The organism is Streptomyces sp. NPDC088116 (assembly GCF_044741745.1).
Classification (GTDB): domain Bacteria; phylum Actinomycetota; class Actinomycetes; order Streptomycetales; family Streptomycetaceae; genus Streptomyces.
On sequence record NZ_JBIUTF010000001.1, the window covers coordinates 1,232,293 to 1,254,556 of the forward strand.

Genomic DNA, 22,264 nt, shown 5'->3' on the forward strand with positions numbered 1-22,264 from the left:
TAGACCGACCAGCAATGGGGGCGGACCGGTCACTCCCAGAGCCCGGCCAGATGCGCGTGGAGCACGTCGTGTGCCTCTTGCGGAGTGAGGTGGCCGATGAGGACGTGCGCGGTGAGGCCGTCCGCAAGGGCGAGGAGGGTGCGGGCCTCGCGCTGCGGATCGAGGGGCGCGGCGCCGTCGGCGTCCTCGCAGGCTTCCGAGATGAGGCGGGTGAATGCCTCTTGCAGGGCCGCGTAGTTCATCTTCAACGTCCTTGCGAGCGCCTCGCTGACGGCCGCCTGCGCGACGAAGGCGAGCCACACCCTGGCCTCGGCGCGGTGTTCTTCCCGGAGGAGTGAGATCTCGGTGGCCGCGTGGCCCAGGGCGGTGCCGGCCGACTGGGCCGGGCTCCTGACGAGGCGGGCCTGTACGCGCTCGCCGATCCGCTCGCCGATGTGCCCGAGAGCGAACACGAGCATCTCTTCCTTGGTACGGAAGCACCGCTGGACGGCACCCATCGACACCTGCGCGCGGGCGGCGACGTCGCGAAGGGTCACGCCCTCCAGCCCACGCTCGTCGGCGAGTTGGCAGACGGCCTCGGCGATGAGGCGGCGTCGGCCCACATGATCCACCTGCCTGGGCATGCCCGGTCACCTCCTCAACGCACAGCACTCCGCTTCGCACCGCACTTTATGCGATGCACCCGCATCGGTTCCACGCTACGGTTCCGATGCGAGCGCATTGGTACGTGGATGAGAAAGGTGAAGCCATGCAGGACGCCCTGTGGAAGATGCCGGCCGCCGCACAGGCGGAGGCTGTGCGCAGAGCGGAGGTCTCGGCCGTCGAACTGGTCGACAGTCACCTGGACCGCATAGCCGAGGTCAACCCGACGATGAACGCGGTCACTCAGCTCCTCGCGGAGCGCGCACGCGAGGCCGCGGCACAGACGGACCGCAGGCGGGCCGCCGGTGAACCACTGGGCCCCCTCGCGGGCGTGCCCTTCACGGTGAAGGAGAGCACCGCCGTCGAAGGCGTGCCGACCACCTTCGGCACGGAACGCTTCCGCGATCTGGTGGCGTCGGCCGACGCACCACCGGTGGCACGGCTGCGCGCGGCCGGGGCCATTCCCCTCGGGCACAGCAACATCCCCACTCTGATCCTGGCGGGGATGCACACGCGCAGCGAGCTGTTCGGCGACACGGTCAACCCGTGGGACAGCGGCCGGACCTCCGGCGGCTCCAGCGGAGGCGACGCGGTGGCCGTCGCCACGGGCATGGCGGCGCTCGGGCTCGGCAACGACTCCGGTGGATCGGTACGTATACCGGCTCAGTTCTGCGGCGTGGCCGGGCTGAAGCCCTCCACCGGCCGGTTCCCCGCCGACCACCGCGTTCTCGGCCCGGACGACCCCGGCCCGGCGTCCCAGTTCCTGGTCACCGACGGCCCGCTGGCCCGGAGCGTGGGCGACCTACGGCTTGTCTACGAAGTGCTGGCCGGGACCGATCCGCGAGACCCACGCGCCGTGCCGGTGCCCGCCTACGGCGAACCGCTCCCCGGACGCGTGAAGGTCGCGGTGGTGGCGGACCCCGGCGGGCACGGCGTACACCCCACGATTCGTGGAGCCGTCGCGACCGCGGCCGACGCGCTCCGCGACGCCGGATACGACGTGCGCGAGGAGCGGGACGTACCGCGGATGGACGAGACCCTCGATGCGTACGGCCGGATCACCGTGACCGAGTTCGCCCCGACCTGGCCGGTGGTGCGCAAGCTGCTCGGCAAGGGCGGGGACCGCTATATCGAGATGACGATGGAGCAGACCCCGCCCGCGAGCGCGGACGAGTTCATGAAGCTGATGGGCACGTGGATGAGCATCCGCCGCTCATGGGCCGAATTCCTCGACGCATACCCGCTGTTGCTCGGCCCGGTCTTCACCGAGCCACCGGTCGAGCCGGGGCTGGAGTCGCGTGACAGGACAGGCCGGGACCGGGTCGGGTCGGGAATGCGGCTGTGCACCGCGTCAAGCTTCGTCGGTGTGCCCGCTGTGGCCGTACCGACCGGGGTGGCCGACGGGCTCCCCGCCGGAGTGCAGATCATCGGGCGCGCCTTCCGGGAGGACCTGTGCCTGGACGCGGCCCAGGCGATCGAGGACCGGCTCGGAGTTCTCACGCCGGTCGACCCGCGCGTGGGAGGCCGTGCGGAAAGCCCCCGGAAACACGAACGCCCCCTCCGGACGGAGGGGGCGTAACGCTGCTCGACTGCACCAGCTCGACTTCACCAGAAGACCGGTGGCGGGATTCGTACCCGCGATCTGGGACGACCGTAGCGGACCACACCCATGGACCGGCGGACATCCGATACGCGTGTCGTCCACCGGGCCAGAGCACCTGGTGCGGGGCGCGGGGGCCGCGCCCCGCACACGCACCCCGACTCGCTCAGCCCAGCGCCGACTTCACCGCGTCCGCCAGCCGGCTCGCCACCGACCGGGCCTGCTCGATGTCGGCCGCCTCGACCATGACCCGTACCAGCGGCTCCGTGCCCGAGGAGCGCAGCAACACCCGGCCCGTGGCGCCCAGTTCGCGCTCGGCCTCGGTGACCGCCGCGCCCAGTTCCGCCGACGTGGTGACCCGCGACTTGTCGACGTCGGGCACATTGATCAGCACCTGCGGCATCCGCTCCATGACGCCGGCCAGGTCGGCCAGCGTACGGCCGGTCGCGGCGACGCGGGCCGCCAGCATCAGGCCGGTGAGCGTGCCGTCGCCGGTCGTCGCGTGGTCGAGGACGATGACATGGCCGGACTGCTCGCCGCCCAGGGCGTAGCCGTGCCGCTTCATCGACTCCAGGACGTAACGGTCACCGACCGCCGTCTCGACCATGTGGATGCCCTCGCGCTCCATCGCCATCTTGAAGCCGAGGTTGGACATGACCGTCCCGACCACCGCGTCCCCGCGCAGTGTGCCCGCCTCGCGCATCGCGAGGGCCAGCACGGCGAGGATCTGGTCGCCGTCGACCTCTTCGCCCGCGCCGTCCACGGCGAGGCAGCGGTCCGCGTCGCCGTCGTGGGCGATGCCGAAGTGCGCGCCGTGCTCGACGACCGCGGCCTTCAGCAGGTTCAGATGCGTGGAGCCGCATCCGTCGTTGATGTTCAGGCCGTCCGGCTCCGCACCGATCGTGATGACCTCGGCGCCGGCCCGCGCGAACGCCTCCGGCGACACCCGGGCCGCCGCGCCGTGCGCCTCGTCCAGGACGACCTTGAGACCGTCGAGCCGGTTCGGCAGCACCGCGATGAGGTGGGCCACGTACTGGTCGAAGCCCTCGTCGTACGAGCGGACCCGGCCGACGCCCGCGCCGGTCGGCCGCTGCCAGGGCTCACCGGTGCGGTGCTCGTCGTAGATCGACTCGATCCGGTCCTCCAGCTCGTCGGCGAGCTTGTGCCCGCCACGCGCGAAGAACTTGATGCCGTTGTCGGGCATGGCGTTGTGGCTCGCGGAGAGCATCACGCCGAGGTCGGCGCCCAACGCGCCGGTGAGATACGCGACCGCGGGGGTGGGCAGCACACCGACGCGCAGGACGTCCACGCCCGCGCTCGCGAGACCCGCGACCACGGCGGCCTCGAGGAATTCGCCGGACGCGCGGGGATCGCGACCGACCACCGCCGTGGGCCGGTGTCCCTCGAACGTCCCCACCTCGGCGAGCACATGCGCCGCGGCGACCGACAGCCCGAGCGCCAGCTCCGCCGTCAGATCGGCGTTGGCGACACCTCGCACGCCATCCGTACCGAAGAGTCGTCCCACAGCTCTCCCTCCGAGAATCGCCCAGAACCCAAACCGTTCTGAACGAAAAAAGCTCCGATAATGCAGATTTTTGAGCGTCTAATGCTGTTATACGCCCGAGTAACCAATAAAACGAACGCCCCGGCAGCACGGAGTGCCGCCGGGGCGTTCGAAGCTCGTACCGGCCGCGAGACCGGTACGAGCCAGCGAGCGATTTAGCGCTTGCTGTACTGCGGGGCCTTACGGGCCTTCTTCAGACCGGCCTTCTTGCGCTCGACCGCACGGTCGTCGCGGCTCAGGAAGCCGGCCTTCTTCAGCGCGGCGCGGTTGTTGTCCACGTCCGCCTCGTTCAACGCGCGGGCCACGCCGAGGCGCAGCGCGCCGGCCTGGCCGGAGACGCCGCCACCCGAGATACGGGCGATGACGTCGTAGCGGTTGTCGAGCTCGAGCACCTTGAAGGGCTCGTTGACTTCCTGCTGGTGCACCTTGTTGGGGAAGTACTCCTCAAGGGTGCGACCGTTGATCTTCCACTTGCCGGTGCCCGGGACGATCCGGACTCGGGCGATGGCGTTCTTGCGACGGCCCAGGCCGGCCGCCGGCTGCGGGTCGCCGAAGCGGCCCGCGAGCGACTCCGAGGTGTACTCACCCTCGACGGGGACCTCGGACTCGAAGGTCGTCACCTCGGCGTAGGTCTCTTCGACCTCAGCACCTTCGACGGGCGTTTCAACAGTGGTCTCGGCCACGATGCTCCTCAGATTTCTTTTCGTCTTAGGGGGTGGCCGGAACTACTGCGCGACCTGGGTGATCTCGAACGGCACCGGCTGCTGGGCAGCGTGCGGGTGCTGGTCGCCCGAGTAGATCTTGAGCTTCGAGATCATCTGACGGCCCAGGGTGTTCTTGGGGATCATGCCCTTGATGGCCTTCTCGACGGCCTTCTCGGGGTTCTTGTCCAGCAGCTCGTCGTAGCGGACGGAGCGCAGACCACCCGGGTAGCCGGAGTGGCGGTACGCCATCTTCTGGGTCCGCTTGTTGCCGGACAGGTGCACCTTGTCCGCGTTGATGATGATGACGAAGTCACCGGTGTCAACGTGCGGCGCGTAGATGGCCTTGTGCTTGCCGCGCAGCAGGTTGGCGGCGGTGGTCGCCAGACGGCCCAGGACGATGTCCTGCGCGTCGATGATGTGCCACTGGCGCGTCACATCGCCGGGCTTGGGGCTGTACGTACGCACGGTCGTATGCCTTCGCTTCTTCAGAGAGTGGAGTCCTGACTTGGGCCACCCGGACGATCACGACAGCCCTGGCCGGCATACGGGGACGCAACCCGCTGCCTGCCGCTGTCCATCGGCCCGGTAGACCGGCGTAAGGGCCCCTCGCGTGAGAACGACCAAGCCAATACGCATAACGAACCAGAAGAATACCGTCGGTGCGCCGTACGGGTCAAAACGGCTCCCCAGAGGCCCGCACCCACCGCCTGCTTCCGTACCGCTACCGAGCGCGCACCACCCTGCGCTCGTCCCACACCGGCTCCGGCGTCTCCCGTACGACCCCGTCCGAGCCGAACACCAGATACCGGTCGAAGGAGCGCGCGAACCAGCGGTCGTGGGTGACCGCCAGCACCGTGCCCTCGTACGCCTCCAGGCCCTCCTGAAGGGCCTCCGCCGACTCCAGGTCCAGGTTGTCGGTGGGTTCGTCCAGCAGCAGCGCCGTCGTGCCGCACAGCTCCAGCAGGAGGATCTGGAAGCGCGCCTGCTGGCCACCCGAGAGCTTGTCGAAGGGCTGGTCGCCCTGGCGCTCCAGCTCGTAGCGGCGCAGCACGCTCATCGCCCCGCCCCGGTCCTTGGCGTGCTCCGTCCACAGGATGTCGACCAGTGCGCGCCCCATCAGCTCCGGGTGAGCGTGCGTCTGCGCGAAGTGTCCGGGCACGACCCGTGCGCCCAGCTTCCACGCCCCCTCGTGCCGTACGTCGTCCCCGGCCAGCAGCCGCAGGAAGTGTGACTTCCCCGAGCCGTTGGAGCCGAGGACGGCAACCCGCTCCCCGTAATAGATCTCCAGCGAGAACGGCTTCATCAGGCCGGACAGCTCCAGGTTCTCGCAGGTCACGGCCCGCACCCCGGTGCGCCCGCCGCGCAGGCGCATGGTGATCTCCTGCTCGCGCGGCGGCTCGGGCGGCGGCCCGGCCTCCTCGTACTTCCGCAGCCGCGTCTGCGCCGCCGAGTACCGCGACGCCATCTCGTGGCTGACCGAGGCCGCCTGCCGCAGGTTGATCACCAGACGCTTCAGCTGCGCGTGCTTCTCCTCCCAGCGCCGCTTCAGCTCCTCGAACCGCGCGAACCGCTCCCGCCGCGCCTCGTGGTACGTACCGAACCCGCCGCCGTGCACCCACACGTCGGAGCCGGCGGGTCCCGGTTCCACACTCACGATCTTCTCGGCCGCGCCCGCCAGCAGCTCCCGGTCGTGGGAGATGAAGAGGACCGTCTTACGGGTCTCCTTCAGCCGCTCCTCCAGCCACCGCTTGCCCGGCACGTCCAGATAGTTGTCCGGCTCGTCCAGCAGCAGCACCTCGTCGGGCCCGCGCAGCAGTGCCTCCAGCACCAGCCGCTTCTGCTCGCCGCCGCTCAGTGTGCGCAGCTCGCGCCACTGCGCCTTCTCGTACGGGACACCCAGCGCCGCCGTCGTGCACATGTCCCAGAGCGTCTCGGCCTCGTACCCGCGCGCCTCCGCCCAGTCGCTCAGCGCCTGCGCGTACCGCATCTGCGCGGCCTCGTCGTCGACGGTCAGGATCCCGTGCTCGGCCTCGTCCACGGCCGCCGCGGCCTCCCGTACGCGCGGCTGCGCGACCGAGACCAGCAGGTCACGGACCGTACGCTCGTCCCGCACCGACCCCACGAACTGCGACATCACACCGAGGCCGCCGCTGACCGTCACCGTGCCGCCGTGCGGCCGCAGCTCCCCCGAGATCAGCCGCAACAGGGTCGTCTTGCCGGCGCCGTTGGCCCCGACGAGAGCGACGACGGATCCTTCCCCGACGCGGAACGAGGCGTCGCCGAGCAGCACCCGTCCGTCGGGGAGGTAGTACTCCAGGTGCGCGGCCTCAACATGTCCCATGGTCCGCATTGTCCGTGCAGTCGCGTCCAGAGCCCAATTCTTTTGCCACGTACCCCGTTTCTCATGTGCCTCCGGGGCACAACTCCCCCTCGGGCGGCCTTAAACTCACGGCATGAGCTTTGGGCAAGGGGGACCTTCATGGGGCGGCCCCGGTTCACCGGGACCTGACTCGTACGGATCGCAGACCCCGTACGGAGCGCAGAAGCCGTACGGGTCGCGGAACACACACGGGTCGCGGCACACGCACGGATCACAGGAAGCGCACCGGTCGTCGGACCCGTACGGCACTCCCGATCCGTACGGCACTCCCGACCCGTACAGCACGCCCGACCCGTACACCGCGGCCGATCCGTACGGCACACCCGATCCCTACACATCCCAGGACGCGTACTCCGCGCCGACACCGGACTGGGGCGCCCTGGCGGACGAGTCCGCCGCGCGCACCCGCCGCAAGCGCTGGCTGATGATCGGCGGCGGCGCGGTCGCGACCGCCACCGTCGCCGCGATCGTGGCGACCGCCGTCGTGTCCATGGACGGCGACGGCAAGAACACCGCCTCGGGACAGAGCGCGACCGAACTGCCCAGCACCGTCACCGATCCGACCGATCAGGGCACCGCGGCGGGGCCCTCCTTCCCCTCGGCCGAGCCGCTGCCCCCGCCGAACCCGAAGGACTACATCTCCAGCGCGGACAAGGACAAGGCTCCGCTGAGCGCCGACACCCTCTACCCCGGCCGGAGGCTCGCCATGGGCAGCCGCCTCTACATGAAGGGCGCCACGGCGCACACCACCAACTGCGCCGCGTCCGCCCAGGGTGCCCTCGGTTCCATCCTCGCCGCGAACAGCTGCAACGAGGTCTTCCGCGCCACGTACAGCAAGGACGGCATCGCCGTGACCGTCGGTGTCGCGGTCTTCGACAAGGAGGCCCAGGCGCTGAAGGCCAAGGACCAGGCGGAGGGCGGCGTCGCCTCGCTCTCCGGGGCCGGTGTCCCGACCTTCTGCCGGGCCCCCTCGTTCTGCCGCAGGACCACCAACTCGTACGGCCGCTACCTCTACTTCACGGTCGGCGGCTTCACGTCCGGCAAGGACGTCACCACGTCCGACAAGGACGTCTACACCACCGGTGACGACATCGCGGAGTTCACGTTCCGTCAGATCCTCGACCGCGGACGGGCCCAGGCCTCGGCGGCGGCCAAGGCTCCGGTCGAGCAGTAGGCCGCCACCGGCTCCGGCCTCAGCAGCAGCCGCTGCCGCTGCCGCTGTCCTGAATACCGCCCAGCGTGCGCTTGTTGCGCGCCTGGCGGTTACGGGCGCCCAGCAACTCGTCGGCCGGATAACCGACTTCCTCCAGTGTCAGCCCGTGCGGCCGCACCACATGCACCGCCGAGTCCCGCACCCCCGCCGCCAGCACCTTCGCCGGCCACGGCACCGGCCGGTGCCCGTCGCCCACGAACAGCAGCGCGCCCACCAGCGAACGCACCATGTTGTGGCAGAAGGCGTCGGCCCGCACGGTCGCGGTGATCACACCGTGCGCGTCCCGCTCCCACTCCAGCCGCTGGAGGGTACGGATGGTCGTCGCGCCCTCGCGCTTCTTGCAGTACGCCGCGAAGTCGTGCTCACCGAGCAGCCCGGCGGACGCCTCGTTCATCGCGGCCACGTCCAACGGCCAGTCGTGCCACAGCACATGGCCGCGCAGCAGCGGATCGACGCCTCCGGGGTGGTCGACCACCCGGTACGCGTAGCGCCGCCAGACGGCCGAGAAACGCGCGTTGAAGCCCGCGGGCGCCTCGGCGACCTTCCAGACCCGTACGTCATGGCCGAGCCGTCCCGCGAGCCGCCGCAGCAGCCGTTCCCGGTGCTCGGCCCACACGTCCTCGGGCAGATCGACGTGGGCGACCTGCCCGCGCGCGTGCACGCCCGCGTCCGTACGCCCCGCGACGGTCAGCTCGTACGTACGCGAGGACCGCGTCACCGTACGCAGCGCGTCCTCGATCTCCCCCTGGACCGTGCGCCGGGTCTTCTGCTTCGCCCAGCCGGAGAAGTCCTTGCCGTCGTAACTGAGGTCGAGCCGCACCCGCACGTGTCCGGGCGCCGCGCCCTCGACGTCCTCGCTCACCTGATCAACCTGACTCACCTGTCGGAACTCACCTGTCGGGATCCTCTCGAAACACAACGGGCCCGCCCCCGTGAGGGAGCGGGCCCGTCCTGAAGCCGTCGGTCAGAACGCTCAGGCGTCCTTCGACTCCGACTCGGCCGGCTTGGCGTCCTCGACGGTCTCGGCCGGAGCCTCGTCCTTCTTGAGGGCGTCTTCCTTGACCGCGCGCTTCGTCGCCGCCTCGGCCTCACCGGTGGCCTCCTGGGCCACGGTCAGGGCCTCGACCAGCTCGATGACCGCCATCGGGGCGTTGTCGCCACGACGGTTGCCGATCTTGGTGATGCGCGTGTAACCACCGGGGCGGTTCTCGTAGCGCGGGGCGATCTCGGTGAAGAGCGTGTGGACGACGCTCTTGTCCGTGATCGACTGGAGCACCTGGCGACGGTTGTGGATGTCGCCCTTCTTCGCCTTCGTGATGAAGCGCTCCGCGACCGGACGCAGGCGGCGGGCCTTGGCCTCGGTCGTGGTGATACGGCCGTGCTCGAACAGCGACTTCGCGAGGTTCGCGAGAAGCAGCTTCTCGTGCGCGGCGCCGCCGCCCAGACGGGCACCCTTGGCGGGCTTCGGCATGGTGTTACTCCTTCATATCTGCACCGGCCGTGTCAGGTACCGATGTCAGTTCCCGCAGAGCGGATGCCCTGCGAAATGGCCCCGGCGCGGGGCCCCGGCACGGGGGCACCCTTTCGGGCGCCCCGGCCGGAGGTGTGTCAGTACTGCTCGGTCTCCACGAAGCCCGCGTCCGCGTCGTCGTCGGCGCCGAAGGCGTCGGCGGCGGCGGTCGGGTCGAATCCGGGCGGGCTGTCCTTGAGCGCGAGGCCCATGCCGGCCAGCTTCGCCTTGACCTCGTCGATCGACTTCGCACCGAAGTTACGGATGTCGAGCAGGTCGGCCTCGGAACGCGCCACGAGCTCACCCACGGAGTGGATGCCCTCGCGCTTGAGGCAGTTGTACGACCGAACGGTGAGCTCCAGCTCCTCGATCGGCAGGGCGAGATCGGCGGCGAGCGCCGCGTCCGTCGGCGACGGGCCCATGTCGATGCCCTCGGCGTCGATGTTGAGCTCGCGCGCCAGACCGAACAGCTCGACCAGCGTCTTACCGGCGGACGCCATGGCGTCACGCGGCCGCATGGCCTGCTTGGTCTCGACGTCGACGATCAGCTTGTCGAAGTCGGTGCGCTGCTCGACACGGGTCGCCTCGACCTTGTACGTGACCTTGAGCACCGGCGAGTAGATGGAGTCGACCGGAATACGGCCGATCTCCTGGCCCACCTGCTTGTTCTGGACGGCGGAGACGTAGCCGCGACCGCGCTCGACGGTCAGCTCCATCTCCAGCTTGCCCTTGCCGTTCAGCGTCGCGAGGACGAGGTCCGGGTTGTGGACCTCGACACCGGCCGGCGGGGCGATGTCAGCAGCGGTGACCAGGCCGGGACCCTGCTTGCGCAGGTACATCACGACCGGCTCGTCGTGCTCCGAGGAGACGACCAGCTGCTTGATGTTGAGGATGAGGTCGGTGACGTCCTCCTTGACGCCCGGCACGGTGGTGAACTCGTGCAGGACCCCGTCGATCCGGATGCTGGTGACAGCGGCACCGGGGATCGAGGAGAGGAGCGTACGGCGCAGGGAGTTGCCGAGCGTGTAGCCGAAGCCCGGCTCCAGCGGCTCGATGACGAACCGCGAGCGGTATTCGTCGACGACCTCTTCGGTCAGCGAAGGACGCTGAGCGATAAGCATGGTGTTGCCTCCAGTCTTGGCACCCACTATTTGATGCCAACAGGAACAAGGGTACGGGCGGCACGGCACCGAAGCGCCGTACCGCCCGCGAGCTGTTCCCCTCTACGTACGAGACGTACGAGGGGACAGCGAAATCAGACGCGGCGACGCTTCGGCGGGCGGCAGCCGTTGTGCGGGGTGGGGGTGACGTCCTGGATCGAGCCCACCTCCAGGCCGGTGGCCTGGAGCGAACGGATCGCGGTCTCACGGCCGGAGCCGGGACCCTTGACGAAGACGTCGACCTTGCGCATGCCGTGCTCCTGCGCGCGACGGGCGGCCGACTCGGCGGCCATCTGCGCGGCGAAGGGGGTGGACTTGCGCGAGCCCTTGAAGCCGACGTGGCCGGCGGAGGCCCAGGAGATCACGTTGCCCGAGGGGTCCGTGATCGAGACGATGGTGTTGTTGAACGTGCTCTTGATGTGGGCGTGCCCATGAGCGACGTTCTTCTTTTCCTTGCGGCGCACCTTCTTGGCTGCGCCCTGACGGCCCTTAGGAGGCATTCTTTTGAACTCCTGCGGTGGAGGTGGTCGGTCCTACAGCGAAGACCGCTGGTGAGCGTCCGCTGAGGACTACTTCTTGCCCGGCTTCTTCTTACCGGCGATGGCGCGACGCGGGCCCTTGCGGGTACGAGCGTTCGTGCTGGTGCGCTGACCGTGCACCGGCAGGCCACGGCGGTGACGCAGACCCTGGTAGCAGCCGATCTCGACCTTGCGGCGGATGTCGGCGGCGATCTCGCGACGAAGGTCACCCTCGGTCTTGAGGTTGGCGTCGACGTACTCACGGATCTTGACGAGGTCTTCCTCGGCAAGGTCGCGAACACGGACGTTGGGGTCCACGCCAACGGCGGCGAGGGTCTCCTTGGACCGGGTGCGCCCGATACCGAAGACGTAAGTAAGGGCGACCTCGACGCGCTTTTCGCGCGGGAGGTCAACGCCTGCGAGGCGTGCCATTCATGGCTCCTGATGGTGTCGGAGGTCTTCCGCAGCGTCTGTCCCGGCTGCCGCCCGCCTCTCGGAAGAGAGCGGTACGGTCCGGGTCCCCGGCCTCCGCCGGAGGTGTCGGTCCCACTGTGTGGGAGCCGGACACTGCGTTATTACGAGTTGCTCGCGTCGCGCGAAGTACTGCGAAGGGAAAGGCGGTCGTACGTCAGCCCTGGCGCTGCTTGTGGCGCAGGTTGTCGCAGATGACCATGACCCGGCCGTGACGGCGGATCACCTTGCACTTGTCGCAGATCTTCTTGACGCTCGGCTTGACCTTCATGGGATTGAGGTTCTCCGGGTCAGTGCAAACGCTCCCCGGAAGGAGCGTCGGCAAGATCTACTTGTATCGGTAGACGATCCGGCCACGCGTCAGGTCGTACGGAGACAGCTCCACCACGACCCGGTCATCGGGCAGGATTCGGATGTAGTGCATCCGCATCTTGCCGCTGATGTGCGCGAGGACCTTGTGACCGTTCTGGAGCTCCACCTTGAACATGGCGTTCGGGAGGGACTCGATCACGGTGCCCTCAATTTCGATGGCACCTTGCTTCTTGGCCACGCTTCGCCCTTCGAATCGGCTACCTTGGTCGGTTTCTGGCAATCGCATGCAGACACACGGGTGCACCAGAGCCGACGCGTCAGTCTACGGCAGCACACTCGAAAAGACGAATCCGTTGAGTTTGCCCACTGCCGGAGATTTTTAAGCGGACGGTCTTCCTCACGCTCCGCCGGACGGGCCCTTGAGGCTCAGGCCAGCGGGTCGGGCGCCGCGGTCACACCCAGCTCCGCGAGCTTCGCCCTGCCGCCGTCGGGCGACGTCAGGACCAGCGGGCCCTCCTCGGTGAGCGCCACCGAGTGCTCCCAGTGCGAGGACCAGGTGCCGTCGGTCGTGATGACCGTCCACTCGTCCTCCAGCACCTCGGTGCGGGGCGTCCCGAGCGACACCATCGGCTCGATCGCCAGGCAGAATCCCGGGATCAGCTTCGGGCCCTTGCCACGCTTGCGGGTGACGTAGTTCAGCAGGTGCGGGTCCATGTGCATCTCGGTGCCGATGCCGTGGCCGCCGTAGTCCTCGATGATCCCGTACTTGCCGCCGCCCGGACGCGGCTGGCGGCGGATGTACGTCTCGATCGCCCGGGAGACGTCCACCAGCCGGTTACCGGTCCGCATCGCCGCGATACCGGCCCACATCGACTCCTGGGTCACCCGGGACAGCTCGACCAGCTCAGGGGCGTGACCGGTGCCGACGAACGCCGTGAAGGCCGCGTCACCGTGCCAGCCGTCGATGATCGCGCCGGCGTCGACGGAGATGATGTCGCCGTCCTTGAGGACGGTCTTGTCGTCCGGGATGCCATGGACGACGACCTCGTTGACCGAGGTGCAGATGGTCGCGGGGAACCCGCCGTACCCGAGGAAGTTCGGCTTGGCGCCGTGCTCCGCGAGCACCTTGCGGGCGACCTGGTCCAGATCCCTGGTGGTGGCGCCGGGCACCGCGGCCTCGCCGGTGGCCGCGTGCACGGCGGCGACGACCAGTCCCGCCTCGCGCATCTTCGCGATCTGCTCGGGAGTCTTGATCTGCACCATGCCTGTGCCTTCCACCTGACTGTCTGCGAAACCGTTCGAACCGTTCGAACCGCCAAAACAGTACGGCCGTGGTGTCCGACGGACGCCACGGCCGTACCTGCGCTACTGCTGCTTACTGCTCAGCACTGCTTACCGCTCAACCCTGCGAGGCCGGGTCCCGCTTCAGAGCCTCCATCGCGCGCTCGGTCACCTCGGTGACCTTGCCGAGCGCGGAGATCGTGACCACCAGGCCCTGGGCCTTGTAGTAGTCGATGATCGGCTCGGTCTGCGTGTGGTAGACCTCCAGGCGAGTCCGTACGGTCTCCTCGGAGTCGTCCCCCCGCTGGTACAGCTCGCCACCGCAGGCGTCACAGACGCCTTCCTGCTTCGACGGGCTGTACGTGATGTGGAAGACATGCGCGCTGTTGTTACGGCAGATCCGCCGGCCGGCGATCCGCTTCACCACCTCTTCCTCGGGAACTTCGAGGTCGAGTACCGCGTCCAACCGCACATCATCCGCCGTGAGCGCCTGATCCAGCGCCTGGGCCTGCGACACATTGCGCGGGAAGCCGTCCAGCAGGAAGCCGTTCACGGCGTCCGGCTGGGCCATGCGATCCTGCGCCATCGCGATGGTGACCTCGTCGGGCACCAGGTTCCCGGCGTGGATGTACGCCTTCGCCTGTTTGCCGAGGGCCGTGCCCTGGCTGATGTTGGCCCGGAAAAGGTCGCCCGTGGAGATGTGCGGGATCGACAGATTCTCGGCTAGGTACGCAGCCTGCGTTCCCTTGCCGGCACCGGGCGGTCCGACGAGGACGATTCGCATCAGCGGAGGAACCCTTCGTAATTACGCTGCTGAAGCTGGCTCTCGATCTGCTTCACGGTCTCCAGACCCACACCCACGATGATGAGGATGCTCGTCCCGCCGAACGGGAAGTTCTGGTTCGCACCGCCGAAGCCTGCCAACGCCATCGTCGGGACGAGAGCAATCAGCCCCAGGTACAGCGAGCCCGGCCAAGTGATCCTGTTGAGCACGTAGCTCAGATACTCGGCAGTAGGTCGACCTGCCCGGATACCCGGGATGAAGCCACCATACTTCTTCATGTTGTCCGCGACTTCTTCGGGGTTGAACGAGATGGCCACGTAGAAGAAGGCGAAGAAAACGATCAGCAGGAAGTACGAGGCGATGTAGTACGGGTGGTCGCCCTTGACGAAGTGGGCCTCGATCCACGTTTTCCAGGCGGAGTTCCCGCTGGAGAACTGCGCGACCAGCGCCGGGATGTAGAGCAGCGACGACGCGAAGATGACCGGAATCACACCGGCCTGGTTCACCTTCAGCGGGATGTACGTCGACGTACCGCCGTAGGACCTGCGGCCGATCATGCGCTTGGCGTACTGGACGGGGATCCGGCGCTGCGCCTGCTCGACGAAGACGACCAGGCCCACCATCACGAAGCCGATCAGGATGACCGTGCCGAACTCGATCCAGCCCTTGGCGAGCGTGCCGCTCTGCTTGATGGCCCAGAGGGCGCCGGGGAAGCCGGCGGCGATCGAGATGAACATCAGGATGGACATGCCGTTGCCGATGCCGCGGTCGGTGATCAGCTCACCGAGCCACATGACGGCCGCGGTGCCCGCGGTCATGGTGATCACCATGACGACGGTGACGAAGATCGACTGGTCGGGGACGATCTCCGAGGCGACCGGGCAGCCGCTGAAGAGCGCGCCGCTGCGGGCGGTGGCCACCAGGCCGGTGCCCTGGAGCACGGCGAGGGCGACCGTCAGATAACGGGTGTACTGAGTGATCTTGGCCTGACCGGACTGCCCCTCTTTCTTGAGGGCCTCCAGTCGAGGAATGACCACGGTCAGCAGCTGGAGGATGATGCTCGCGGTGATGTACGGCATGATGCCGAGCGCGAAGATCGTAATCTGTAGCAGCGCCCCGCCGCTGAACATGTTCACCAGGCCGAACAGGCTGTTATTGCCCTTCTGGGCCGCGTCGACACACGTCTGAACATTCTCGTAACTGACGCCTGGTACGGGGACATGCGCCCCGAGCCGGTACAGCACGATGATGCTGAGCGTGAAGAGCAGCTTCTTGCGCAGGTCGGGCGTCTTGAACGCCCGGGCGAACGCGGTGAGCACGGTGCCTCCTGCGACCCCCGCGCTACTGCGTCAGAGGTGACGGTATTGAGGATCGACGGATACGGAACGAGCGGGTGCCGCACGGGGAACCCCTGCGGACACTCCGCGCGGCGGGGGTCCGGGGGCGAGCCCCCGGCTTCAATACAGCAACAATGCACGCCACCTTACCGGCGACAGTGCCCCCCTTGGAACGACCAACCGGGGATGCCCCATATGAGAGGCATCCCCGGTCGGATGTTCAGGCCATCGAGTTGTCTCAGACGAGCTCGGTGACGGTGCCGCCCGCGGCGGCAATCTTCTCCTTGGCGGAGCCGGAGACGGCGTCAACCGAAACCTGCAGCGCCACGGAGATCTCGCCCTGGCCCAGGACCTTGACGAGGCTGTTCTTGCGAACCGCGCCCTTGGCGACCAGGTCGGCCACCGTGACCTCGCCACCCTCGGGGTAGAGAGCGGAGAGCTTGTCCAGGTTCACCACCTGGAACTCGGTGCGGAACGGGTTCTTGAAGCCCTTGAGCTTCGGGAGACGCATGTGGAGGGGCATCTGCCCACCCTCGAAGCGCTCCGGAACCTGGTAACGGGCCTTGGTGCCCTTGGTGCCACGACCAGCGGTCTTACCCTTGGACGCCTCACCACGACCCACACGGGTCTTGGCGGTCTTGGCGCCCGGGGCAGGACGGAGGTTGTGGACCTTCAGCGGGTTGTTCTCCGCCATGTCAGTCGACCTCCTCGACCGTTACGAGGTGCCGCACGGTGTTGGCCATGCCGCGGAACTCGGGACGGTCATCCTTGACAACAACGTCGTTCAGGCGCTTGAGCCCGAGCGAACGCAGGGTGTCGCGGTGGTTCTGCTTGCTGCCGATGTACGACTTCGTCTGCGTGATCTTGAGACGGGCCATTACGCACCCGCTCCCGCACGCGCACGGAGCAGAGCCGCGGGAGCAACGTCCTCGAGGGGCAGACCACGGCGGGCCGCGATCTCCTCGGGACGCTGCAGGCCCTGAAGGGCCGCCACGGTCGCGTGCACGATGTTGATCGCGTTGTCCGAGCCGAGCGACTTCGACAGGATGTCGTGCACGCCCGCGCACTCGAGCACGGCACGCACCGGGCCACCGGCGATAACACCGGTACCGGGGGAAGCCGGCTTGAGCAGAACGACGCCCGCGGCCTTCTCGCCCTGGATCGGGTGCGGGATGGTGCCCTGGATACGGGGGACCTTGAAGAAGTGCTTCTTGGCCTCCTCAACACCCTTGGCGATGGCGGCCGGCACCTCCTTGGCCTTGCCGTAACCGACACCGACGGTGCCGTCACCATCGCCCACCACGACCAGCGCGGTGAAGCTGAAGCGACGACCACCCTTCACAACCTTGGCAACGCGGTTGATCGCGACAACGCGCTCAACGTAAGCGGTCTTCTCGGCGGCAGCGCCACCGTCGCGACCCTTCCGGTCCCGCCGCTCGCCGCCACCGGCACCGCTTCCGCGGCGCTGGGGTCCAGCCATTGGATTTACCTCTCTCTGTTACGTCCGTTGGTCCCGGGATCCGGGGCTTAGAACTTCAGCCCGGCTTCGCGGGCGGCGTCAGCCAGAGCGGCAATGCGCCCGGCGTACCTGTTGCCACCACGGTCGAACACGACGGTCTCGACACCCGCGGCCTTGGCGCGCTCGGCGACCAGGGCCCCGACCTGCTGGGCCTGGGCGCTCTTGTCGCCCTCGCCACCGCGGATCGAGGTGTCCAGGGTCGACGCCGACGCGAGCGTGTGGCCCGCGATGTCGTCGATGACCTGCGCGACGATGTTGCGGTTGGAGCGCGTCACGACCAGACGAGGACGCTCCGGCGTGCCGGAGACGTGCTTGCGGACGCGGATGTGGCGACGCTTGATGGCGGCGCGCTTGTACGCGTCACCCTTGGCGATCTTTACACCGTATGCCATGGCTTACTTACCCGCCTTTCCGACCTTGCGGCGGATGACCTCGCCCGCGTACTTGACGCCCTTGGCCTTGTACGGGTCGGGCTTCCGCAGCTTGCGGATGTTAGCGGCGACCTCGCCGACCTTCTGCTTGTCGATGCCCTCGACGGAGAACTTCGTGGGCGACTCGACCTTGAAGGTGATGCCCTCGGGGGCCTCGATGAGGATCGGGTGGCTGTAGCCCAGGGCGAACTCCAGGTTGGAGCCCTTCGCCTGGACGCGGTAACCGACACCGCTGATCTCGAGCGCCTTGGTGTATCCCTTGGTCACGCCGGTGATCATGTTCGCCACCAGCGTGCGGGACAGGCCGTGAAGGGCCTTGTTCTGACGCTCGTCGTTGGGGCGCAGCACCGAAAGGATGCCGTCCTCGCCCTTGGTGACCTCGATCGGCGCGGCAACGGTGTGCGAGAGGGAACCCTTGGGGCCCTTCACCGCGACCGTGCGGCCATCGATGGTGACGTCCACACCGGCGGGAACCTGGATGGGGAGCTTGCCGATTCGCGACATGAGCTTTTCCTCCGTTCCCGACTACCAGACGTAGGCGAGGACTTCCCCACCTACGCCCTTCTTGCCTGCCTGCTGGCCGGTCAGGAGACCGTGGGACGTGGAGATGATCGCCACGCCCAGGCCGCCGAGGACCTTCGGCAGGTTGGTGGACTTCGCGTACACGCGCAGACCCGGCTTGGAGATGCGCTTGATGCCGGCGATCGAACGCTCGCGGTTCGGGCCGAACTTCAGCTCCAGGACGAGGTTCTTGCCGACCTCGGCGTCCTCGACCTTCCAGCCGGTGATGAAGCCCTCCTGCTGGAGGATCTCCGCGATGTGCGACTTGATCTTGCTGTGCGGCATCACGACATCGTCGTGGTATGCCGAGTTCGCGTTGCGCAGACGCGTGAGCATGTCTGCGATGGGATCAGTCATGGTCATGAATTGGCCTTCGGCCTCTCTCGCCGGGGTTTCCTGTATGCGCCATCCCTCTCCCCGATCAGAGTCGGGACGGGTGCGGTGCGGGGACCTACGGCGTAGTAAGTCGTTATGGACGGCGGGCGCCCAACCCCACAAGCCTACGGCATGTGGGAGAGGGCTCCCGCCAACCAGATACTTACCGAGAGCTTCGAGCAGTTCTCCCGAAAGGGAGGACTACCAGGAGCTCTTGGTCACGCCCGGCAGCTCGCCGCGGTGCGCCATCTCACGAAGGCACACACGGCACAGGCCGAACTTGCGGTAGACGGAGTGGGGCCGGCCGCAGCGCTGGCAGCGGGTGTAACCGCGTACACCGAACTTCGGCTTACGGGCGGCCTTAGCGATCAGAGCCTTCTTCGCCACGGTCAGTTCTCCTTGAACGGGAAGCCGAGGTGACGAAGGAGGGCACGACCCTCGTCGTCATTGGTCGCCGTGGTGACCACGGTGATGTCCATGCCCCGGACCCGGTCGATCTTGTCCTGGTCGATCTCGTGGAACATGACCTGCTCCGTGAGACCGAAGGTGTAGTTGCCACGGCCGTCGAACTGCTTCGGCGACAGACCGCGGAAGTCACGGATACGCGGCAGCGCGAGCGACAGCGTACGGTCCAGGAACTCCCACATGCGGTCACCGCGGAGGGTGACGTGGCACCCGATCGGCTGACCCTCACGCAGCTTGAACTGCGCGATGGACTTCCGGGCCTTGGTGACCGACGGCTTCTGGCCGGTGATCGTGGTGAGGTCCTTGATGGCACCGTCGATCAGCTTGGAGTCGCGGGCGGCGTCGCCCACACCCATGTTGACCACGATCTTGACGAGACCGGGGATCTGCATGACGTTCTCGTACGAGAACTCCTCACGCAGCTTGCCGGCGATCTCCTCGCGGTAGCGCAGCTTCAGACGCGGCGCGTTGGTGGTCGCAGTCATCAGATGTCCTCACCGGTCCGCTTGGCAACGCGGATCTTGTTGCCCTCGTCGTCAAAGCGGTAGCCGACGCGCGAGACGACCTTCTTGCCGTCCTTCTCCACGACCAGCTGAACGTTGCTGATGTGGATGGGGGCCTCGGTGGTCACGATGCCGCCGGTCTGCGAACCGCGAGCCGTCTGACCGGCCTTGGTGTGCTTCTTGACCCGGTTGACACCCTCGACGAGAACACGGTCCTGCGCGGGGTAGGCCACAATGACCTTGCCCTGCTTGCCCTTGTCCTTACCGGTGATGACCTGAACCAGGTCGCCCTTCTTGATCTTCATGCTTACAGCACCTCCGGCGCGAGCGAGATGATCTTCATGAACTTCTTCTCGCGCAGCTCACGGCCCACCGGGCCGAAGATACGGGTGCCGCGAGGGTCGCCGTCGTTCTTCAGAATGACGGCGGCGTTCTCGTCGAAGCGGATGTACGAGCCGTCCTGACGACGACGCTCCTTGACGGTGCGAACGATGACCGCCTTGACGACGTCACCCTTCTTCACGTTGCCACCGGGGATCGCGTCCTTGACGGTGGCGACGATGACGTCACCGATGCCCGCGTAGCGGCGACCCGAGCCACCGAGAACACGGATGGTGAGAATTTCCTTCGCACCCGTGTTGTCGGCGACGCGCAGTCGCGACTCCTGCTGGATCACGTCTATCTCCTGATCGTCTGCCGGTTCCCGGCGGGGCTCCGCGAGTGACGTGAGTCGACTCGCGGGGCCCCACCGAGCCTGGCGGAACTATTCCGAGGGGGACTCCCCTCGGAGGGGTTCTACTTGGCCTTCTCGAGGATCTCGACGATGCGCCACCGCTTCGTGGCGGACTGCGGCCGGGTCTCCATCAGGAGGACGCGGTCGCCGATGCCGGCGGCGTTCTGCTCGTCGTGCGCCTTGAGCTTGCTCGTACGGCGGATGACCTTGCCGTACAGGGCGTGCTTCACGCGGTCCTCGACAGCGACGACGACGGTCTTGTCCATCTTGTCGCTGACGACAAGGCCCTCACGGGTCTTGCGGTCGCCGCGGGCGGTCTTGGTCTCGGTCACGTTGCTCTCAGTCATCAGGCGCTCTCCACCGTCTCGATGCCCAGCTCGCGCTCACGCATCAGGGTGTAGATCCGCGCGATGTCCTTGCGCACGAGCTTGAGCCGCCCGTGGTTCTCGAGCTGGCCGGTCGCCGCCTGGAAGCGGAGATTGAACAGCTCTTCCTTGGCCTCGCGGAGCTTGGCGACAAGCTCCTCGTTGCCCAGCTCGCGCAGTTCGGACGCCTTGGTCACGGCCGCCATCACGACTCACCTGCCTCGCGCCGAACGATCCGGCACTTCATCGGAAGCTTGTGAGCAGCGCGGGTAAGCGCCTCACGCGCAGTCTTCTCGTTCGGGTAGGACAGCTCGAACATCACCCGACCGGGCTTGACGTTCGCGATCCACCACTCGGGGGAACCCTTACCGGAACCCATGCGGGTCTCGGCAGGCTTCTTGGTGAGCGGACGGTCCGGGTAGATGTTGATCCAGACCTTTCCGCCACGCTTGATGTGACGCGTCATCGCGATACGAGCGGCCTCGATCTGACGGTTCGTCACGTACGCGGGGGTCAGCGCCTGGATGCCGTACTCGCCGAACGCAACCTGCGTTCCACCCTTGGACATTCCGCTGCGCTTCGGGTGGTGCTGCTTGCGGTGCTTGACCCTACGGGGGATCAGCATTTCGGTCAGGCCTCCGTTCCGCCGGTAGAAGAGGACGTCGCCTCAGCCGCGGGAGCGGCGGTCGCGTCGGCCTTGGGGGCCTCGGCTGCCGGGCTCTGCTGCGGCTTACGGCCACGGCCGCCACGCTCGCCACCGCGGCCACCACGGCCGGCGGGACGGTCGTTGCCACCGCCACGGGCCGGACGGTTGCCGGCGCGGGCCGCGGCGTTCTCGGCACGCACCTCGGCGATGTTCTTGACGTCGCCCTTGTAGATCCAGACCTTCACACCGATACGGCCGAAGGTCGTCTTGGCCTCGAAGAAGCCGTAGTCGACGTTCGCACGGAGCGTGTGCAGGGGCACGCGGCCCTCGCGGTAGAACTCCGAGCGGGACATCTCGGCGCCGCCGAGGCGGCCACCGCACTGGATCTTGATGCCCTTGGCGCCGGCCTTCATCGTCGACTGCATGCTCTTGCGCATGGCGCGACGGAAGGAGACGCGGGAGGACAGCTGCTCGGCGACGGCCTGGGCCACCAGCTGAGCGTCCACCTCGGGGTTCTTGACCTCGAGGATGTTCAGCTGGACCTGCTTGCCGGTCAGCTTCTCCAGCTCGCCGCGGATACGGTCGGCCTCGGCGCCGCGGCGGCCGATGACGATGCCCGGACGCGCGGTGTGGATGTCCACGCGGACTCGGTCGCGGGTGCGCTCGATCTCGACCTTCGAGATGCCGGCCCGCTCCATGCCCTTCGTCATCATGCGACGAATGGCAACGTCTTCCTTGACGTAGTCCTTGTACAGCTTGTCGGCATACCAGCGGGACTTGAAGTCCGTGGTGATACCGAGCCGGAACCCATGCGGGTTAACCTTCTGGCCCATTACCGGGTTCCTTCCTTGCTGCTGACGACCACGGTGATGTGGCTGGTCCGCTTACGGATCCGGTAAGCACGGCCCTGAGCACGCGGACGGAACCGCTTCAGGGTCGGACCTTCGTCCACGTACGCCTCGCTGATGATCAGCGACGAGGCGTCGGTGTGGTCGTAGTTGTGAGCGGCATTGGCAATGGCGCTGTCGAGCACCTTGCCTACCGTCACGCTCGCGGCCTGCGGGGCGAAACGCAGGACCGCCTGAGCCTCCGTGGCATCCATGCCACGGATGAGGTCCACCACGCGGCGGGCCTTCATGGGCGTGACGCGGATGTACCGCGCCTGGGCCCTGGCTTCCATGGTTGTCCCT

At 67.6% G+C, this 22,264-nt stretch carries 32 protein-coding genes; 2 read left to right on the forward strand and 30 right to left on the reverse strand.

Annotated features, from left to right (window positions below):
- Positions 1-29 precede the first annotated feature (29 nt).
- The gene (locus ACIOJD_RS05420) at positions 30-623 is read right to left on the reverse strand and encodes a TetR/AcrR family transcriptional regulator (protein WP_401908458.1); all 594 of its coding nucleotides are present in this window, start codon (positions 621-623) and stop codon (positions 30-32) included.
- A 125-nt stretch (positions 624-748) separates the two neighbouring features.
- Here ACIOJD_RS05420 and ACIOJD_RS05425 point away from each other — a divergent pair, with 125 nt between their 5' ends.
- Positions 749-2,221: an amidase gene (locus ACIOJD_RS05425; protein WP_401908459.1), complete on the forward strand. Its 1,473-nt coding sequence runs from the start codon at positions 749-751 to the stop codon at positions 2,219-2,221.
- 187 nt (positions 2,222-2,408) lie between these two features.
- Here ACIOJD_RS05425 and glmM read toward each other — a convergent pair whose 3' ends face one another.
- The 4 genes from glmM to ACIOJD_RS05445 form a co-directional block, all read right to left on the reverse strand.
- On the reverse strand, positions 2,409-3,767 hold the full coding sequence (glmM, locus tag ACIOJD_RS05430) for a phosphoglucosamine mutase (protein WP_401908461.1): 1,359 nt from the start codon (positions 3,765-3,767) through the stop codon (positions 2,409-2,411).
- Positions 3,768-3,961: 194 nt separating this feature from the next.
- The gene (gene rpsI / locus ACIOJD_RS05435) at positions 3,962-4,489 is read right to left on the reverse strand and encodes a 30S ribosomal protein S9 (protein ID WP_401876715.1); all 528 of its coding nucleotides are present in this window, start codon (positions 4,487-4,489) and stop codon (positions 3,962-3,964) included.
- A gap of 42 nt (positions 4,490-4,531) precedes the next feature.
- Positions 4,532-4,975, reverse strand: coding sequence for a 50S ribosomal protein L13 (gene rplM / locus ACIOJD_RS05440; protein ID WP_401908463.1), 444 nt, complete (start codon positions 4,973-4,975; stop codon positions 4,532-4,534).
- Between the two features lie 256 nt (positions 4,976-5,231).
- Positions 5,232-6,860: an ATP-binding cassette domain-containing protein gene (locus ACIOJD_RS05445; protein WP_401908465.1), complete on the reverse strand. Its 1,629-nt coding sequence runs from the start codon at positions 6,858-6,860 to the stop codon at positions 5,232-5,234.
- 409 nt (positions 6,861-7,269) lie between these two features.
- On the opposite strand from ACIOJD_RS05445, the gene ACIOJD_RS05450 reads away from it, so the two are divergent.
- A complete protein-coding gene (locus ACIOJD_RS05450; protein ID WP_401909026.1) occupies positions 7,270-8,064 on the forward strand; it encodes a hypothetical protein in 795 nt (264 codons plus the stop codon).
- A 19-nt stretch (positions 8,065-8,083) separates the two neighbouring features.
- On the opposite strand, the gene truA is transcribed toward ACIOJD_RS05450, so the two are convergent.
- The 25 genes from truA to rplV all read right to left on the reverse strand — a co-directional run bounded on the left by truA (position 8,084) and on the right by rplV (position 22,254).
- The gene (gene truA / locus ACIOJD_RS05455) at positions 8,084-8,983 is read right to left on the reverse strand and encodes a tRNA pseudouridine(38-40) synthase TruA (protein ID WP_401908466.1); all 900 of its coding nucleotides are present in this window, start codon (positions 8,981-8,983) and stop codon (positions 8,084-8,086) included.
- A gap of 93 nt (positions 8,984-9,076) precedes the next feature.
- Positions 9,077-9,574 (reverse strand): 50S ribosomal protein L17, encoded by a 498-nt coding sequence (gene rplQ, locus ACIOJD_RS05460; RefSeq protein WP_401908468.1) that lies wholly within the window; start codon positions 9,572-9,574, stop codon positions 9,077-9,079.
- 137 nt (positions 9,575-9,711) lie between these two features.
- The gene (locus ACIOJD_RS05465) at positions 9,712-10,734 is read right to left on the reverse strand and encodes a DNA-directed RNA polymerase subunit alpha (protein WP_003956430.1); all 1,023 of its coding nucleotides are present in this window, start codon (positions 10,732-10,734) and stop codon (positions 9,712-9,714) included.
- 134 nt (positions 10,735-10,868) lie between these two features.
- Entirely contained in the window at positions 10,869-11,273 is a 405-nt protein-coding gene (gene rpsK / locus ACIOJD_RS05470) for a 30S ribosomal protein S11 (protein ID WP_003956432.1), read from the reverse strand.
- 69 nt (positions 11,274-11,342) lie between these two features.
- The gene (rpsM, locus tag ACIOJD_RS05475; RefSeq protein ID WP_030351452.1) at positions 11,343-11,723 is read right to left on the reverse strand and encodes a 30S ribosomal protein S13; all 381 of its coding nucleotides are present in this window, start codon (positions 11,721-11,723) and stop codon (positions 11,343-11,345) included.
- 196 nt (positions 11,724-11,919) lie between these two features.
- On the reverse strand, positions 11,920-12,033 hold the full coding sequence (gene rpmJ / locus ACIOJD_RS05480) for a 50S ribosomal protein L36 (RefSeq protein ID WP_003956441.1): 114 nt from the start codon (positions 12,031-12,033) through the stop codon (positions 11,920-11,922).
- 57 nt (positions 12,034-12,090) lie between these two features.
- Positions 12,091-12,312, reverse strand: coding sequence for a translation initiation factor IF-1 (gene infA / locus ACIOJD_RS05485; protein WP_003956442.1), 222 nt, complete (start codon positions 12,310-12,312; stop codon positions 12,091-12,093).
- Between the two features lie 188 nt (positions 12,313-12,500).
- Positions 12,501-13,337: a type I methionyl aminopeptidase gene (gene map, locus ACIOJD_RS05490; RefSeq protein ID WP_401908470.1), complete on the reverse strand. Its 837-nt coding sequence runs from the start codon at positions 13,335-13,337 to the stop codon at positions 12,501-12,503.
- Between the two features lie 136 nt (positions 13,338-13,473).
- The gene (locus tag ACIOJD_RS05495) at positions 13,474-14,139 is read right to left on the reverse strand and encodes an adenylate kinase (protein ID WP_401908471.1); all 666 of its coding nucleotides are present in this window, start codon (positions 14,137-14,139) and stop codon (positions 13,474-13,476) included.
- Positions 14,139-15,458: a preprotein translocase subunit SecY gene (secY, locus tag ACIOJD_RS05500; protein WP_401876701.1), complete on the reverse strand. Its 1,320-nt coding sequence runs from the start codon at positions 15,456-15,458 to the stop codon at positions 14,139-14,141. The genes ACIOJD_RS05495 and secY overlap by 1 nt, the downstream gene beginning before the upstream one ends.
- A gap of 256 nt (positions 15,459-15,714) precedes the next feature.
- Positions 15,715-16,170: a 50S ribosomal protein L15 gene (gene rplO, locus ACIOJD_RS05505; protein ID WP_401876700.1), complete on the reverse strand. Its 456-nt coding sequence runs from the start codon at positions 16,168-16,170 to the stop codon at positions 15,715-15,717.
- 1 nt (position 16,171) lies between these two features.
- Positions 16,172-16,354 (reverse strand): 50S ribosomal protein L30, encoded by a 183-nt coding sequence (gene rpmD, locus ACIOJD_RS05510; RefSeq protein WP_023539329.1) that lies wholly within the window; start codon positions 16,352-16,354, stop codon positions 16,172-16,174.
- Positions 16,354-16,956, reverse strand: a complete 603-nt coding sequence (rpsE, locus tag ACIOJD_RS05515) for a 30S ribosomal protein S5 (RefSeq protein WP_030351447.1) — start codon at positions 16,954-16,956, stop codon at positions 16,354-16,356. The genes rpmD and rpsE overlap by 1 nt, the downstream gene beginning before the upstream one ends.
- 47 nt (positions 16,957-17,003) lie before the next feature.
- Positions 17,004-17,387 carry a 50S ribosomal protein L18 gene (rplR, locus tag ACIOJD_RS05520; RefSeq protein WP_401908474.1) on the reverse strand — a complete coding sequence of 128 codons (384 nt, stop codon included), beginning with the start codon at positions 17,385-17,387 and terminating at the stop codon, positions 17,004-17,006.
- 3 nt (positions 17,388-17,390) lie between these two features.
- Positions 17,391-17,930, reverse strand: coding sequence for a 50S ribosomal protein L6 (gene rplF, locus ACIOJD_RS05525; protein WP_401876698.1), 540 nt, complete (start codon positions 17,928-17,930; stop codon positions 17,391-17,393).
- A 21-nt stretch (positions 17,931-17,951) separates the two neighbouring features.
- Positions 17,952-18,350, reverse strand: a complete 399-nt coding sequence (rpsH, locus tag ACIOJD_RS05530) for a 30S ribosomal protein S8 (protein ID WP_319680019.1) — start codon at positions 18,348-18,350, stop codon at positions 17,952-17,954.
- Between the two features lie 213 nt (positions 18,351-18,563).
- The gene (locus ACIOJD_RS05535; protein ID WP_003948630.1) at positions 18,564-18,749 is read right to left on the reverse strand and encodes a type Z 30S ribosomal protein S14; all 186 of its coding nucleotides are present in this window, start codon (positions 18,747-18,749) and stop codon (positions 18,564-18,566) included.
- A gap of 2 nt (positions 18,750-18,751) precedes the next feature.
- Positions 18,752-19,312 carry a 50S ribosomal protein L5 gene (gene rplE / locus ACIOJD_RS05540; RefSeq protein ID WP_401876696.1) on the reverse strand — a complete coding sequence of 187 codons (561 nt, stop codon included), beginning with the start codon at positions 19,310-19,312 and terminating at the stop codon, positions 18,752-18,754.
- Positions 19,312-19,635 (reverse strand): 50S ribosomal protein L24, encoded by a 324-nt coding sequence (gene rplX, locus ACIOJD_RS05545; protein WP_401908476.1) that lies wholly within the window; start codon positions 19,633-19,635, stop codon positions 19,312-19,314. Before rplX ends, rplE begins: the two co-directional genes overlap by 1 nt.
- 2 nt (positions 19,636-19,637) lie before the next feature.
- Entirely contained in the window at positions 19,638-20,006 is a 369-nt protein-coding gene (gene rplN, locus ACIOJD_RS05550) for a 50S ribosomal protein L14 (RefSeq protein ID WP_003966950.1), read from the reverse strand.
- A gap of 119 nt (positions 20,007-20,125) precedes the next feature.
- Positions 20,126-20,410 carry a 30S ribosomal protein S17 gene (rpsQ, locus tag ACIOJD_RS05555; protein WP_401908477.1) on the reverse strand — a complete coding sequence of 95 codons (285 nt, stop codon included), beginning with the start codon at positions 20,408-20,410 and terminating at the stop codon, positions 20,126-20,128.
- Complete coding sequence (rpmC, locus tag ACIOJD_RS05560; protein WP_030351440.1) at positions 20,410-20,634, reverse strand: 50S ribosomal protein L29; 225 nt, start codon at positions 20,632-20,634, stop codon at positions 20,410-20,412. The genes rpsQ and rpmC overlap by 1 nt, the downstream gene beginning before the upstream one ends.
- Positions 20,634-21,053, reverse strand: coding sequence for a 50S ribosomal protein L16 (gene rplP / locus ACIOJD_RS05565; RefSeq protein ID WP_401876691.1), 420 nt, complete (start codon positions 21,051-21,053; stop codon positions 20,634-20,636). The genes rpmC and rplP overlap by 1 nt, the downstream gene beginning before the upstream one ends.
- 5 nt (positions 21,054-21,058) lie before the next feature.
- Entirely contained in the window at positions 21,059-21,907 is an 849-nt protein-coding gene (gene rpsC / locus ACIOJD_RS05570) for a 30S ribosomal protein S3 (protein ID WP_401876690.1), read from the reverse strand.
- Positions 21,907-22,254, reverse strand: a complete 348-nt coding sequence (rplV, locus tag ACIOJD_RS05575; protein ID WP_401876689.1) for a 50S ribosomal protein L22 — start codon at positions 22,252-22,254, stop codon at positions 21,907-21,909. Before rplV ends, rpsC begins: the two co-directional genes overlap by 1 nt.
- Between the last annotated feature and the right edge of the window lie 10 nt (positions 22,255-22,264).

Coding starts and splice junctions, on each gene's coding strand:
- ACIOJD_RS05420 (WP_401908458.1), bottom strand. CDS start 623: ATGCCCAGGCAGGTGGATCATGTGGGCCGACGCCGCCTCATCGCCGAG.
- ACIOJD_RS05425 (WP_401908459.1), top strand. CDS start 749: ATGCAGGACGCCCTGTGGAAGATGCCGGCCGCCGCACAGGCGGAGGCT.
- ACIOJD_RS05445 (WP_401908465.1), bottom strand. CDS start 6,860: ATGCGGACCATGGGACATGTTGAGGCCGCGCACCTGGAGTACTACCTC.
- rplQ (WP_401908468.1), bottom strand. CDS start 9,574: ATGCCGAAGCCCGCCAAGGGTGCCCGTCTGGGCGGCGGCGCCGCGCAC.
- ACIOJD_RS05465 (WP_003956430.1), bottom strand. CDS start 10,734: ATGCTTATCGCTCAGCGTCCTTCGCTGACCGAAGAGGTCGTCGACGAA.
- rpsK (WP_003956432.1), bottom strand. CDS start 11,273: ATGCCTCCTAAGGGCCGTCAGGGCGCAGCCAAGAAGGTGCGCCGCAAG.
- rpsM (WP_030351452.1), bottom strand. CDS start 11,723: ATGGCACGCCTCGCAGGCGTTGACCTCCCGCGCGAAAAGCGCGTCGAG.
- rpmJ (WP_003956441.1), bottom strand. CDS start 12,033: ATGAAGGTCAAGCCGAGCGTCAAGAAGATCTGCGACAAGTGCAAGGTG.
- map (WP_401908470.1), bottom strand. CDS start 13,337: ATGGTGCAGATCAAGACTCCCGAGCAGATCGCGAAGATGCGCGAGGCG.
- ACIOJD_RS05495 (WP_401908471.1), bottom strand. CDS start 14,139: ATGCGAATCGTCCTCGTCGGACCGCCCGGTGCCGGCAAGGGAACGCAG.
- rplO (WP_401876700.1), bottom strand. CDS start 16,170: ATGGCGGAGAACAACCCGCTGAAGGTCCACAACCTCCGTCCTGCCCCG.
- rpmD (WP_023539329.1), bottom strand. CDS start 16,354: ATGGCCCGTCTCAAGATCACGCAGACGAAGTCGTACATCGGCAGCAAG.
- rpsE (WP_030351447.1), bottom strand. CDS start 16,956: ATGGCTGGACCCCAGCGCCGCGGAAGCGGTGCCGGTGGCGGCGAGCGG.
- rplR (WP_401908474.1), bottom strand. CDS start 17,387: ATGGCATACGGTGTAAAGATCGCCAAGGGTGACGCGTACAAGCGCGCC.
- rplF (WP_401876698.1), bottom strand. CDS start 17,930: ATGTCGCGAATCGGCAAGCTCCCCATCCAGGTTCCCGCCGGTGTGGAC.
- rpsH (WP_319680019.1), bottom strand. CDS start 18,350: ATGACCATGACTGATCCCATCGCAGACATGCTCACGCGTCTGCGCAAC.
- rplE (WP_401876696.1), bottom strand. CDS start 19,312: ATGACTGCGACCACCAACGCGCCGCGTCTGAAGCTGCGCTACCGCGAG.
- rplX (WP_401908476.1), bottom strand. CDS start 19,635: ATGAAGATCAAGAAGGGCGACCTGGTTCAGGTCATCACCGGTAAGGAC.
- rpsQ (WP_401908477.1), bottom strand. CDS start 20,410: ATGACTGAGAGCAACGTGACCGAGACCAAGACCGCCCGCGGCGACCGC.
- rpmC (WP_030351440.1), bottom strand. CDS start 20,634: ATGGCGGCCGTGACCAAGGCGTCCGAACTGCGCGAGCTGGGCAACGAG.
- rplP (WP_401876691.1), bottom strand. CDS start 21,053: ATGCTGATCCCCCGTAGGGTCAAGCACCGCAAGCAGCACCACCCGAAG.
- rpsC (WP_401876690.1), bottom strand. CDS start 21,907: ATGGGCCAGAAGGTTAACCCGCATGGGTTCCGGCTCGGTATCACCACG.
- rplV (WP_401876689.1), bottom strand. CDS start 22,254: ATGGAAGCCAGGGCCCAGGCGCGGTACATCCGCGTCACGCCCATGAAG.